Here is an 11,962-nt window from a genome sequence, read left to right as displayed (position 1 = left end):
ACAACTTCTAATTTCTTGGATTAAAATCCATTAACTCCTTCATCTTATCATAAAACTCTTTCTTTTCATTTGTATCTGCTGCAGGTAATTTGACATCATAAACAACATAGAAATCAGCTCCTGCAAGACCTTTACCTTTTATTCTCATTTTACGTCCAGACTGAGTATTCTCTGGAACTTTCATTTTCTTCTTACCGAAAGGAGTATCTATCTCTAATGAAGTCCCTAATGCGGCTTCCCATGGAGTTATATTAATATGTTCATAAACATCATTATCTTCAACCCTATAATTACCGCTAGCAACTACTTCAATCTTTATAAACAAATCTCCAGCAGGAGCATTTGTGCCTATACCAGCAGCACCCTTACCTTTCAAGCGAAGCTTTTTACCATTACCTATCGCTTTTGGAATAGTTACATCAACATTTTCATGTTTAATTGATGGCATACCATTAGCTCCAACTTCTTGATAGCTAAAGGCAACATTTTTCTTACCACCATTTAAAGCTTCATCAACAGTTAATTTTAGAGAAATTGTTATATCTTCACCTTTTTGAGCTCTTTGACGACCACCAAAGCCACTAGCTCTGCCACCGCCTCCACCAAAAAGATCGCCGAAGATATCTCCTAAATCCTCAAAATTAAAACTCTGCGAAGAACCACCTGCTCCACCGAAACCTCCGAAGCCCCCTTGGCCTCCGCCAAAGCCTCCTTGTTGTACCTTATCCCAATTATCTCCATAAGAATCATAAAGCTTTCTTTTTTCTGGATCTCTTAGAACTTCATAAGCAGTTTGAATTTCTTTAAATTTATCCTCTGCCCCAGCATCTTTATTAACGTCTGGATGATACTTTTTTGCTAATCGTCTATATGCCTTTTTAAGGTCTGCTTCAGAACAACCCTTACTGACACCTAGTAATGAATAATAATCTGCCATTTATATAAACCTTTTTTAAAATATTAATCTTATATGAACTTTCTCAAATATACATATAGTGGCAATATTAAGAAAAACAAGTATAAAACTGAATTTAGGCAAGTATAAATAGTAAAAACTAATCGCCTTTATAAATATTTAAACTCCAATTATAGTTTTGATAATTAATTTTATGGGTCTTTTGAACATATTCTTTTACTTTTGGATCTTTTGAATAGTTATATATATAATCTGCCATAGATTTGTTACTTCCAAAATCAGCATGATACCAGAAAAAAATCTTTGATATTAATAAGCCAGTTCCATCAACTTTTACACCTTTAGGGCTATTAATAAAATTACTAAAAGCATCATATAATTGCTTATCAATTATATTTCCTTCAAATGCTTGTGTAGATAGATTTGGACAACTAATAGATGCACAATTCAAGGTTGCATGAATACGTGGATCTTGCCATATTGGTCTTAAAATACGATGCTCTATATCATTTAAAGTAATATCTTTACCTTCTATTCTAATTACTGGCTTATCCCAAACTCCCGTAGATGCTCCAAACCATTTAGGATCAATTTGGCGAATTGAAGTTATTCCTTTATTTTTTAGAATTAAATCAACGGTTAGCATATTATACATATTTATCCAATATGCTAATTGCTGATTAGAGTTATAAGACAATATATTAAGATTACTATAATCATCTATCGCTTTTTCTAAGTTTTCTTGATCTTCCTGTGACACCTGATCATATTTCACATATGTTTGATCACCTATATTAACAAGATATTTATTAAGAAATTGCTGCCATGGATCAAAGTTTATAACTTGTTTTGAGTCTTTATCCCAATGATCCCAATATTTCCATTCTTCTGATTTTTGTGCTGAAAAACCCAATATAGTCCAGAAAACCAAAATACACGCTACAAAATATTTTCTCATCACACCCTCTCTATAGTTTTATCATAAATAAAACCTGCTAAAAATGCCCATGGAAAATTAAATATAATATTAGCATAAAATAACCCACTATCAGCATTTGATGCAAAAAAGCCATCTCCTGAATAAGGCATTCTTATCATATAATTAAAAAGTATAACTATTAGAGCAATAATAGTACTTTTTACCCATATATTTTTTGAGATAGGTAAAGCAAAAAGTGTCGCCCAAACTCCACCCCAGATCATCATGCGATAGATTTCAAACTTAAGCTCTTCTGTCAAATTTAGATTGTGTGTAGTTGCTAAAATCCATAAAAGCTCAATAACTAATGCACTTACTAGACCAGCCATATAAGCAATAAAAACTTTATTCAGATACTTTTGCATAATATATGCTCCTAAAACTATTGAGAGTCTTATCCCTTGGCAACCTTAGCATATATTACAGCGGCCAATAATCCCCATAAATAATTAAATATAATATTCATAAGAAAGACTTCCGTACCCGCATTAAGTGCAAAGAAACCTTGACCAGATAAAGGCATTTTCACTAAGAAGTTAAAAAATATAACTGCTAGCCCAACAATAGAGCCTTTAACCCATATATTCTTAGACAGAGGTAATGCTAATAAAATACCCCAAACTCCTCCCCATACCATCAAACGGTATAACTTAAATTTAAAATCTTCTGACACAGGAATTTGTTGCTTCGCAATAAAAGTAAAAATGTATACCAAAATTAAAGCACTTATTAATCCAGCCATATATGCTATAAAAACTTTATTCAAATGCTTATGCATAAACTAATCTCCTTCTTGACTTGAATAACAATAAAACTCATAAACTCTATAAATTGTTGTCCACAATACTAATATAGTGAAAACCAAACCTAAATACAAAGTTGTACTAGGCAAAAGAATCATTACAATAAAAAATATAAATGTCTCCGCTCTCTCCATAAGCCCTGGACTATAGTAAAAACTTTTATGACTTTGTTGCTGACTAAAAATTCCAACCAACAAAAAACTACTTATACAAACGATTATTGACATCATCATAAATAAACCAACCCAAGCAATATATGGTTGATGGATAAATATAGCAATGATTATAAAAGCCTCTACAAATCTATCACTTAGAATATCTAACATAGTACCAAATGATGATGACTTTCCTTGTATCCTAGCAACACTTCCATCTAATATGTCAAAATATCCCGAAAGTAAAAGAAAAAAGACGCTTATATATATATCAATAAATATAAATATTGCACTTATAAAACCAAATATAAATGAAGCAATTGTTAGACTACTTGGAGAACAATATTTAGATAAAGCCATAGCTACCATATCAACAAAATATCTCTGAAACCATGGTCTAACTTTTTGCTCTATCATATTCTTTTACCAAGAATCTTTAATAAAATTTTAACAATTGTTTTAACTTTTTTACTATAAAGCATAGGAGTAAAATAGCTCCCAGCAACTCTTTTGTTTAATTCACTTAGAGTTGGATAAGCTACTATATGTGAAGTCATTTGCTTTATTTTAAATTTATTTCTAATAGCTATTGTCCATTCATTTATAAGCTCGCCAGCACTCTCTCCAACAATTGTAGCCCCAAGTATATAACCTTTTTTATCAACAGCTACTTTTACCAAACCTTCCGTGGACAAATTAGCCTGAGCTCTATCATTACTACCATAATCAATTGTTAGAATTTTAGCATCCTGCTTATCAGCTTCTTTTATAGGCATACCTGTCTGAGCTAATTCAGGAGTCGTATAAACTACAAAAGGAAAACTCTTATAATCAACCTTAACAGGAAGCTTAAACAACATATTCTGAATAACTATACCTGCATGATAACCTGCTGCATGTGTAAACTGATATGGACCAGCAATATCTCCTATAGCATAAATATTTTTATAGTTAGTTCTTAGTGATGAATCTACTGTTACACCTTTTTCTGTATGAACAACACCAACTTCTCCAAGATTTAATTTCTTTATATTTGGTGCTCTACCTGTAGCTACTAGAAGATGTGTTCCAGAGTAAACATTAGTATCTGTTTTTACATAAATAGTGTCATTATCTTTATAAATCTCTTGTATCTTGGCGTTTGTGACAACATTTATACCTAACTTTTTAAATCCATTTAAGATTACATTTCGACAATCTGAATCAGCAAAACTTAAAATATCAGAAAAAGCTTCAATAATAGTTACCTCACAACCTAATAAAGCATGAGCCTGAGCTAGCTCTACTCCTATAGGACCTCCACCTAAAACAGTCAACTCCTGAGGTTTATCTGATATATCGAAAATATTTTCATTTGTATAATAATTAACTTCATCCAGACCTTTTATAGGAGGTACTTTAGCTCGTGAGCCTGTAGCTAAAACTATATATTTAGCTTTTATGATTGTTTCCCCAGCTTTGACTGTATATCTATCGACTAATTGAGCATACTCTTTTATTACATTCACCCCTAAGCCTTCAAACCTTTCTACAGAATCATGAGGAGCTATTTTAGCTATGACATTCTTAACGTGCTGCTGAACCTTTTTATAACTTGGCTTTACACCATCTATCTCTATCCCAAATTTATGTGCTTTCTTTGTATGATAAACAACCCTAGAAGCTTCGATCATTGCCTTAGATGGAACACAACCATAATTTAGGCAATCTCCACCCATTTCTCCGCCTTCACAAAGAACAACCTTTGCACCCATTTGCACTGCTCCAGCAGCGACAGATAAGCCTCCTGAACCTCCACCAATAATACAAATATCCGTTTTAATTTCTTTCATAAGACTTATCTCTTGTTAATTTCTTTTTTATTACAGGAATTAAAGAAAGTAATGCTAAAGCTAAAATTGGTAAAATAAATTCTTTTTGAAAAATAATACTAAGATTAAGCTCTTGCCCTTGCTTTATAGCGTAACCAAGACCCGTACCAACCCATACATAAATCACCGAACCTGGAATTATTCCTAATAGTGTTCCAAAGAAAAAATCTTTTAGCTTTATATTTAAAACACCACAAGCAATATTAATTACAAAAAAAGGAAAGATTGGCACTAGTCTAAGTACTAATAAATAATTAAAAGCATTATCAGAAAATCCTTTTCTCATCTTTTCAATGCTACCTTTTGCTTTATCCTTAAGCATTTCTCCAAACGATGTTTTCACAGCTAGAAATAAAATAACTGCACCTATTGTTGCTGATGAAACAACTAATATTGAGCCGAATACGATACCAAAAAGAAAACCTCCTAGTAAAGTCATAACAGCAGCGCCAGGTATAGAAAAGGCAACAACTAAGATATAGCAAACAGAATATATCAGAGAGCTTAATATTAAGTTCTCGGAAGTGAAATGAAGTAAACGATCATAGTTTTGCTTAAGAGTTTCAAGCGTTAAATATTTATAACCACCAAGCATAAAAAACGCTAGCAAACCAATAACTAATATAATTATGGGAATCAATTTATACTTCTTTCTCATAGATTTTTCTCAAAGAATAAGTAATTTCTTCAATTATATAGGTTATAGAGAAATATATTTAACTAAATTTATACCTATAAACTTTTCATTCCACTCTTTAAAGAAATTCTTAGAAATATCTCTCAATAAAAAATATAATATAAAAATATTTAAATTCATTTAAGAAAGTAATAGTGTCTAGTAAAATTTATTCTTGGACTGTCATTGGAGCTGGCTGTGCTGGTATAGTTGCAATAGCAAAACTACTTGATGAGAAAATATTACCTAATGATATTTTATGGATAGATGAAGATTTCAATGGTGGAGAAATAAACTCTAAATGGTATGAAGTTCCCGGAAACACTATTGTTGAAACCTTAAATGATTCATTCTATAGCTTTAAATCAATTAATTATAAAGAACTTAAATCTGATCTTAAAAACCTCAATCCTAATGATGTCTGTTCATTAGGATATTTAGCAGACGCTTTAAAAGATGCATCTAAAGAACTTTTATCCTCTGGTTTAAATACTTATAAAAGTAAAGCGATCTCTATTTGCGATAAAAGTGGAATTATTGAAATAGAAACACTTAATAAAACTTTTAAAACAAAGAAACTTATTTTAGCTACAGGAGCTAAGCAAGCCCAACAAAATACAAACAAAAAAAGCTTAAATCTAGAAATTGCATTATGTCCAACAAAGCTAGCTCAAGAAAACCTACAAAATAAAAAAATTGGTGTAATAGGATCTTCTCACTCAGCTATTCTTGTATTAAAAAACTTAATAGATGCTAATGCTGAGAATATTGTAAATTTTTACAGAAGTTTCACAAAATATGCTATGCCTTATAACGATAAGATAATTTATGATAATACAGGACTAAAAGGTCTAGCCGCTGCCTGGGCAAAAGAAAACTTAGAGACCTCAAAGCATATCAAAAGAGTACATATACAAGACCCTTCCTATAGTAAAGAATTTTCAGAATGTGATTTACTAATTCACGCTATGGGATTTGAAAGTAGAAATATTCCTATTAATGGAGTAACTAACTATAAGCATAATCCTTATCATGGAACTATAGCTCCAAACATATATGGAATAGGAATTGCGTATCCAGAAATTGCTTGTGATGATTTTGGGTATACTGAGCAGAATGTAGGAATGCTTAAGTTTGTAAAATATATAAATAAGGTTTTCCCTATATGGCAGATGTAGTTTTATACTCAAAAAACATAAAATCTCCTATTGGAGATCTTATAGCTATTGCAGATAATTCAGCTTTGTTAGCATTAGGGTTTGGTGAAATTAATATAAATCAAAAACTTGCTAAGCTTGACTTAAAAGCCTTAAAAATAGTAGAAGAAACTAATGAAATCCTTGAGACAACTGCAAAAGAATTAGATTTATACTTTTCTGGTATACTTAAAAAGTTTACTATCCCGTTAAAACTAAATGGTACAGAATTTCAGAAAAACGCTTGGAAACAGCTACAAAATATACCTTATGGAAAAACAATTAGCTACTTAGATGAAGCTAAAAACATAGGAAATGAAAAAGCTTTTAGAGCAGTAGCAAATGCTAATGGGAAAAATAATATTCCCATAATAATCCCTTGCCATAGAGTAATAAATAGCAATGGTAAGCTTGGTGGCTTCACTGGTGGTATAGAAAAGAAAATATGGCTCTTAGAACATGAAAGTAAATTTATATAATAAAAAAACATAGCTATATATCCTAAAAATACATTTTATTATCCTGTATGATAAAGTAATTAAAATATAAAAATCTCAGAAAATGGATTTACAATATACTCTTCTAAACTTTTTTAAAGAAAATTTTAATCTAAACCATACACTCTCAATAATCCTAGTAGAAATATTCTTAATATCTTGCTTGCTTGGTATTGGTCTTATCGCATACTGGGTATTAAAATTTATAAATTATATATATACAAAGAAATTCCTAGATCGATTTATTAGGCAAGCATCTATTGATGGCAGCTTTGAGAAAAGTCTAGTTGGAACTCTACTTAAAATAATACCGGGTATTATAGTTTTTATTGGATCTAAAGTTGTAATTTTCAATCAAGTCTCATGGACTAGAGAAGTATCTCAAATAGTTAAAAGCCTAGCTCTTCTTTACATTTTGTACATGTCACTAAAAACTGTCTTCATTATATTAGATATTTTCTGCGACTGGCTTAGAAAGAAAAATCATACTAGATACTACCTAATTAAAAGCTTCATTCAAGCTCTTAAATTAATTATTGTCTTCTTAGGGATAATATTAGCTATTTCTATAATTATTGAAAAATCTCCTTTAATACTACTAACGGGATTAGGAGCTCTATCAGCAGTACTGCTTTTAATTTTTAAAGATAGCATTGTAGGATTTGTAGCAAATATTCAGGTATCAACCTATGATACAGTTAGAGTTGGTGACTGGATAACTATCCCGAGTCATGGTGCTGATGGTACTGTATTAGATATCGCAATAAATACAGTTAAAATCCAAAATTTTGATAAAACCATAGTTTCCATACCCACTGCTGCTTTAATTAGTGGTGGTGTAAAAAACTGGCGTGGAATGCAAGAATCTGGAGGGAGACGAATTAAAAGAGCCCTAAAAATAGATATAAACACAATTCGCTTCTGTGATGATAAATTAATAGATAATCTTAAACATATAGATCTGTTAAAGAATTACTTAAACAATAAAGAGAATTGTAAAACTATTACAAATGCGACTTTATTTAGATATTACATAACTGAATATTTAAAAGCTTTACCAACTATAGAGCATTCTAACTTCTTAATGTTAGTAAGACACTTAGATCCTAGTGAAGTTGGTTTGCCAATAGAAATATATGCTTTCACAAACACTACCGCTTGGGCTGATTATGAAAGCATTCAAGCAGATATTTTCGACCATCTTTTAGCTATGATTAACTCATTTGATTTAAAAATTTTTCAATTAGATGATTATAGAAAATGGAAAATTAATAGCGATAATTAAAAGTAATTAAGCAAAACACATATAAATAATATTAGCCCTACCCAATGGTTATCTGAAAAAGCTTTTATACATTTCTCTATGCCTAGTTTCTTATAAACAAAATAGTTATATATAAAAAATAAACTTGCCAGAAATAATCCCACATAATATATCAACCCATATTTACAGATAATTCCTAATAAAATTAAGAAAGCTATAGATATAAAATTAAATATAAATATAAAACTAAAAACTCTTTTACCAAATAATATAGCTGATGAATTTATACCTATTTCCAGATCAAATTCTCTATCTGCTAATGCATAAACCGTATCATATGCTATGGTCCAACATATAGTAGCTAAATAAAATACCCACGCTTCTATCGGTAATTTATTTTGTATCGCAGAGAAAGCCATCAATATCCCAAAGTTAAAAGCCAAACCAAGTACAAATTGAGGCATGGCAAAAAACCTTTTACAAAACGGATATAAAATAGCTAAAAACAATGCTATAAAAGATAAAACAATTGTAAACATATTCAAAAATAAGACACATACAAAAGCTACAAAAGATAAAACCAGGCATAAATTTACAGCATTCCTAACTGTTAATTTACCAGTAGTTAATGGTCTAGAACTTGTCCTTGCCACATGCCTATCAAAGTCTATATCAGCAATATCATTTAAAATACAGCCAACTGTTCGCATCACAATTACACCAATAGCAAATATAAATAAATATTTAAATTCTGGTATACCATGAGAGGCTATCACTAAAGCTGTTAGCGTTGGCCATAGTATTAAAAGTATAGGAATTGGTCTATGCAATCTCATTAGCATCACATAGGCTTTTAAAGTCTCTTTATTTAACATTTAAACTTCTTTTTTCCACTAAATTTTTAATTCCTAAAAAATATTCTGTAATTAGAACTTTTAAATTATTTTGCTCTTTTAAAGAAAATATAGAGCTCCGCGAGAAAACATAATCATTTGTTACACTTCTATTCGTTTCTTGCTGAAATTCTTTATTTGAAAGCTTCCTTACAATAAAGTCACTTCTTAAAAAGTTATCATTATTATACAAAAAGCTCTCGCCTATTGGATTTTCTCCCAAAGATTCAAATCTTTCTTTAAAAAAGACATATGTATCAATAGGAACAATTGTCCTTGCATACACCAATTCTTTTTCATCTGAATTTAAACTAATTTTTCTTACTATGCTATTATCTTTATTCAGCAAATTACGCTCAAAGCTATTTAAATCTTCTAACTCTTGAGAATGTTTTGTCAGAGTAATTTCACTATAATATTTTTTTAAAGCTATTGTTAAATGCTTAGCGTCCCTTAACCAAAATTCATAATGTTTTTCATCTATATTTGTTAGTATTTCCATCTCACCAAAAATTATTTTAACTGCTTAATTGTTTAAAAAACAATTCCTAAAAGCTATTATTGATAACAATTATACACATATATACTAATTTTTATATTAAACAAGGAGTCGAAATGAGACCTAGTGGTAGAAATAATGACCAACTAAGGAATTTAAAAGTTACACATAATTTCACTAAACATGCTGAAGGTTCAATACTAATAGAATTTGGCGATACTAAAGTACTATGTACAGCCTCTGTAACAGAAGGTGTGCCAAAGTTTAAAAAAGACTCAGGAGAAGGTTGGTTAACTGCTGAATATGGAATGCTTCCTCGATCTACACACACAAGAATGGATAGAGAAGCTGCTCGTGGTAAGCAGTCAGGAAGAACTCAAGAAATACAAAGACTTATTGGTCGTGCTCTTAGAGCTAGTGTTGACCTTACTCAAATACCAGAATATACAATAAAAGTAGACTGTGACGTTATACAAGCTGATGGAGGAACTCGTACAGCAGCTATTACAGGTGCATCATTAGCAATCAAAGATGCAGTTGAACATATGAAAGAAAAAAATATGATTCCTGCTGAAGCTAAACCTTTAAAGGCTCAAGTAGCTGCTATTTCTGTTGGAATATATAATGATAATCCAGTTTTAGATCTAGATTACGATGAGGACTCTAATGCTGAAACGGATATGAATGTCGTAATGAATTCAAATGGCGGTTTAATAGAAATTCAAGGTACAGCAGAAGGTAAAGATTTTTCTGAAGAAGAGTTTGCTAAAATGCTTACTCTTGCTAAAAAAGGAATAAAAGAAATTTTTGAAAACTTATTCTAAATCTCACTAACTCTATCATTTATTTTTGCTAAAAGATCAAAATCCTTACTTTTTAATTCGATTAAGAATTCTTGTAAAGGTTCACTTTTAGCAAACTGTAATCTTTGCTCTAGCTGTTTTATTTGTTCTACAACATCATTTCTTTCTTCATATAATGAGGCTAAATCACTATCTGCATGTTTTAGAAAATTACTTACGGAGCTTTCTTTCTTAGCTTGAAGTTTATTTTTTAAATTATTGCTTGATGTAACTGCTCTATTTGTTGTTAAAGTCTTTCTTGTTGATAATGATAACTTTTTTCTTGGCTGTTCTTGTTCTGACATTGATACCACTTATTATTTTTTATTTATATTATTTACCGAAAAAAATCATAAAGATTTTGGCGAATGCACTCTTCAAATTATATTACATTTGAAGTGAATTTTATAGATTCTAGAAAAATCTTTATTTAACTAATTTTATTAGGTGTCACTTTTAATGAATCTAAATCAATCAAAGCACCATAACTGTCATCTGCCCCTGCTTCCCTTAGAGTTAAAGTTTTACCAGATGCATTAGTATTAGTTAAATCAATATTAATACTTTGCCAACCTTGTGAAAAATTATCATGAGTATAAACAAGTTCATCCCCAAGATAAACCTGAAAATTACTTGACTCATTACCTGTTCTTGAATAGTAATCAAAAGACATTTTCATACTATCAAAACCTTTAGATGCAAGATCATGAGAAAAATCAACTATTTCATTCCTATCACCATCTAGCTCAGCAACATTTGGACGTGCATCATCAATATTCTCAAAATCATTCCAGATTTCTACTTCTTCATCCCCTCCAGTAATATACCATTTTCCAAGAAAGTCACTATCAGTATTTACTTTACCCCAACCATTCTCATTAACAGGCATATCATCATACTGAAAATTATCTTCACTGAAAATCATGTTATTCTCTTTTAGAATTCTAAAGAAAGTTGCGTCACCTAATATACAATGACTAGGGAGGCTAGACTGAGTTAAGCCATCTCCGGCAACAACACAACGCCACCTTACAGAATCCTCCGGTACATCTTCTGGACGTACCATGATCTCTCCATATCCATTAATTATACCACTTCCAGTTGTGCCAATATCTTTAGTCAAAGCTGCATATTCATTAAGTGCGTCATTTCCCTGAAGAGAATAAAAATCATGACCATTTCTTTTAAGATCATATATTTCTTTTGCTCTAGCTGTCTGTACAGAAACTTCTGCTGCTATTTTTGTTCTTAGCACGTAGTTAGAATAGACTGAAGTGGCTATTGTAGCTATTATAGCTACAATAGCCACTGAAACCATAAGCTCTACTAAGGTAAATCCAGCATCTTTTTTGAAGCTTCTATTATTCATAA

The 11,962-nt window shown here is 30.7% G+C and carries 15 protein-coding genes; 4 read left to right on the top strand and 11 right to left on the bottom strand.

What is annotated here, in order from left to right:
* Nucleotides 1-7: 7 nt before the first annotated feature.
* The 7 genes from KX01_RS03665 to KX01_RS03635 form a co-directional block, all read right to left on the bottom strand.
* A complete protein-coding gene (locus KX01_RS03665; RefSeq protein ID WP_071663707.1) occupies nucleotides 8-937 on the bottom strand; it encodes a DnaJ C-terminal domain-containing protein in 930 nt (309 codons plus the stop codon).
* A 118-nt stretch (nucleotides 938-1,055) separates the two neighbouring features.
* A complete protein-coding gene (locus tag KX01_RS03660; protein ID WP_071663706.1) occupies nucleotides 1,056-1,874 on the bottom strand; it encodes a DUF547 domain-containing protein in 819 nt (272 codons plus the stop codon).
* Entirely contained in the window at nucleotides 1,874-2,260 is a 387-nt protein-coding gene (locus KX01_RS03655; protein WP_071663705.1) for a membrane lipoprotein, read from the bottom strand. The genes KX01_RS03660 and KX01_RS03655 overlap by 1 nt, the downstream gene beginning before the upstream one ends.
* 29 nt (nucleotides 2,261-2,289) lie before the next feature.
* Entirely contained in the window at nucleotides 2,290-2,673 is a 384-nt protein-coding gene (locus KX01_RS03650) for a membrane lipoprotein (RefSeq protein WP_071663704.1), read from the bottom strand.
* Between the two features lie 3 nt (nucleotides 2,674-2,676).
* Nucleotides 2,677-3,270: a CDP-alcohol phosphatidyltransferase family protein gene (locus KX01_RS03645; protein ID WP_071663703.1), complete on the bottom strand. Its 594-nt coding sequence runs from the start codon at nucleotides 3,268-3,270 to the stop codon at nucleotides 2,677-2,679.
* A complete protein-coding gene (locus KX01_RS03640; protein ID WP_071663702.1) occupies nucleotides 3,267-4,685 on the bottom strand; it encodes a dihydrolipoyl dehydrogenase family protein in 1,419 nt (472 codons plus the stop codon). Before KX01_RS03640 ends, KX01_RS03645 begins: the two co-directional genes overlap by 4 nt.
* Nucleotides 4,672-5,382 carry a TVP38/TMEM64 family protein gene (locus KX01_RS03635; protein ID WP_071663701.1) on the bottom strand — a complete coding sequence of 237 codons (711 nt, stop codon included), beginning with the start codon at nucleotides 5,380-5,382 and terminating at the stop codon, nucleotides 4,672-4,674. Before KX01_RS03635 ends, KX01_RS03640 begins: the two co-directional genes overlap by 14 nt.
* A 173-nt stretch (nucleotides 5,383-5,555) precedes the next feature.
* Between KX01_RS03635 and KX01_RS03630 the strand changes: the two genes are divergently transcribed.
* The 3 genes from KX01_RS03630 to KX01_RS03620 all read left to right on the top strand — a co-directional run bounded on the left by KX01_RS03630 (nucleotide 5,556) and on the right by KX01_RS03620 (nucleotide 8,378).
* Nucleotides 5,556-6,578: a hypothetical protein gene (locus KX01_RS03630; RefSeq protein ID WP_071663700.1), complete on the top strand. Its 1,023-nt coding sequence runs from the start codon at nucleotides 5,556-5,558 to the stop codon at nucleotides 6,576-6,578.
* Nucleotides 6,566-7,075 carry a methylated-DNA--[protein]-cysteine S-methyltransferase gene (locus tag KX01_RS03625; RefSeq protein WP_071663699.1) on the top strand — a complete coding sequence of 170 codons (510 nt, stop codon included), beginning with the start codon at nucleotides 6,566-6,568 and terminating at the stop codon, nucleotides 7,073-7,075. Before KX01_RS03630 ends, KX01_RS03625 begins: the two co-directional genes overlap by 13 nt.
* Before the next feature lie 82 nt (nucleotides 7,076-7,157).
* Complete coding sequence (locus KX01_RS03620) at nucleotides 7,158-8,378, top strand: mechanosensitive ion channel family protein (RefSeq protein WP_071663698.1); 1,221 nt, start codon at nucleotides 7,158-7,160, stop codon at nucleotides 8,376-8,378.
* On the opposite strand, the gene ubiA is transcribed toward KX01_RS03620, so the two are convergent.
* Together ubiA and KX01_RS03610 are read right to left on the bottom strand one after the other, a co-directional pair.
* A complete protein-coding gene (gene ubiA, locus KX01_RS03615) occupies nucleotides 8,375-9,232 on the bottom strand; it encodes a 4-hydroxybenzoate octaprenyltransferase (protein WP_071663697.1) in 858 nt (285 codons plus the stop codon). The two genes, KX01_RS03620 and ubiA, sit on opposite strands and share 4 nt — an antisense overlap.
* Complete coding sequence (locus tag KX01_RS03610) at nucleotides 9,222-9,752, bottom strand: chorismate--pyruvate lyase family protein (protein WP_071663696.1); 531 nt, start codon at nucleotides 9,750-9,752, stop codon at nucleotides 9,222-9,224. Before KX01_RS03610 ends, ubiA begins: the two co-directional genes overlap by 11 nt.
* 113 nt (nucleotides 9,753-9,865) lie before the next feature.
* Here KX01_RS03610 and rph point away from each other — a divergent pair, with 113 nt between their 5' ends.
* Complete coding sequence (gene rph / locus KX01_RS03605; protein WP_071663695.1) at nucleotides 9,866-10,573, top strand: ribonuclease PH; 708 nt, start codon at nucleotides 9,866-9,868, stop codon at nucleotides 10,571-10,573.
* Here rph and KX01_RS03600 read toward each other — a convergent pair.
* On the bottom strand, nucleotides 10,570-10,896 hold the full coding sequence (locus KX01_RS03600) for a hypothetical protein (RefSeq protein WP_071663694.1): 327 nt from the start codon (nucleotides 10,894-10,896) through the stop codon (nucleotides 10,570-10,572). The genes rph and KX01_RS03600 overlap by 4 nt on opposite strands.
* Before the next feature lie 125 nt (nucleotides 10,897-11,021).
* Entirely contained in the window at nucleotides 11,022-11,960 is a 939-nt protein-coding gene (locus KX01_RS03595; RefSeq protein WP_071663693.1) for a prepilin-type N-terminal cleavage/methylation domain-containing protein, read from the bottom strand.
* Nucleotides 11,961-11,962 lie beyond the last annotated feature (2 nt).

The sequence above is a fragment of the Francisella frigiditurris genome, from assembly GCF_001880225.1.
Classification (GTDB): domain Bacteria; phylum Pseudomonadota; class Gammaproteobacteria; order Francisellales; family Francisellaceae; genus Francisella; species Francisella frigiditurris.
The sequence above is the reverse complement of the archived record's forward strand: the minus strand, read 5'-3'. Positions and strand labels throughout refer to the sequence as shown.

What these genes read in the sequence shown, in the direction of transcription:
- KX01_RS03665 (WP_071663707.1), bottom strand. Translation starts at nt 937, where the DNA reads ATGGCAGATTATTATTCATTACTAGGTGTCAGTAAGGGTTGTTCTGAA.
- KX01_RS03660 (WP_071663706.1), bottom strand. Translation starts at nt 1,874, where the DNA reads ATGAGAAAATATTTTGTAGCGTGTATTTTGGTTTTCTGGACTATATTG.
- KX01_RS03655 (WP_071663705.1), bottom strand. Translation starts at nt 2,260, where the DNA reads ATGCAAAAGTATCTGAATAAAGTTTTTATTGCTTATATGGCTGGTCTA.
- KX01_RS03650 (WP_071663704.1), bottom strand. Translation starts at nt 2,673, where the DNA reads ATGCATAAGCATTTGAATAAAGTTTTTATAGCATATATGGCTGGATTA.
- KX01_RS03645 (WP_071663703.1), bottom strand. Translation starts at nt 3,270, where the DNA reads ATGATAGAGCAAAAAGTTAGACCATGGTTTCAGAGATATTTTGTTGAT.
- KX01_RS03640 (WP_071663702.1), bottom strand. Translation starts at nt 4,685, where the DNA reads ATGAAAGAAATTAAAACGGATATTTGTATTATTGGTGGAGGTTCAGGA.
- KX01_RS03635 (WP_071663701.1), bottom strand. Translation starts at nt 5,382, where the DNA reads ATGAGAAAGAAGTATAAATTGATTCCCATAATTATATTAGTTATTGGT.
- KX01_RS03625 (WP_071663699.1), top strand. Translation starts at nt 6,566, where the DNA reads ATGGCAGATGTAGTTTTATACTCAAAAAACATAAAATCTCCTATTGGA.
- KX01_RS03620 (WP_071663698.1), top strand. Translation starts at nt 7,158, where the DNA reads ATGGATTTACAATATACTCTTCTAAACTTTTTTAAAGAAAATTTTAAT.
- ubiA (WP_071663697.1), bottom strand. Translation starts at nt 9,232, where the DNA reads ATGTTAAATAAAGAGACTTTAAAAGCCTATGTGATGCTAATGAGATTG.
- KX01_RS03610 (WP_071663696.1), bottom strand. Translation starts at nt 9,752, where the DNA reads ATGGAAATACTAACAAATATAGATGAAAAACATTATGAATTTTGGTTA.
- rph (WP_071663695.1), top strand. Translation starts at nt 9,866, where the DNA reads ATGAGACCTAGTGGTAGAAATAATGACCAACTAAGGAATTTAAAAGTT.
- KX01_RS03600 (WP_071663694.1), bottom strand. Translation starts at nt 10,896, where the DNA reads ATGTCAGAACAAGAACAGCCAAGAAAAAAGTTATCATTATCAACAAGA.
- KX01_RS03595 (WP_071663693.1), bottom strand. Translation starts at nt 11,960, where the DNA reads ATGAATAATAGAAGCTTCAAAAAAGATGCTGGATTTACCTTAGTAGAG.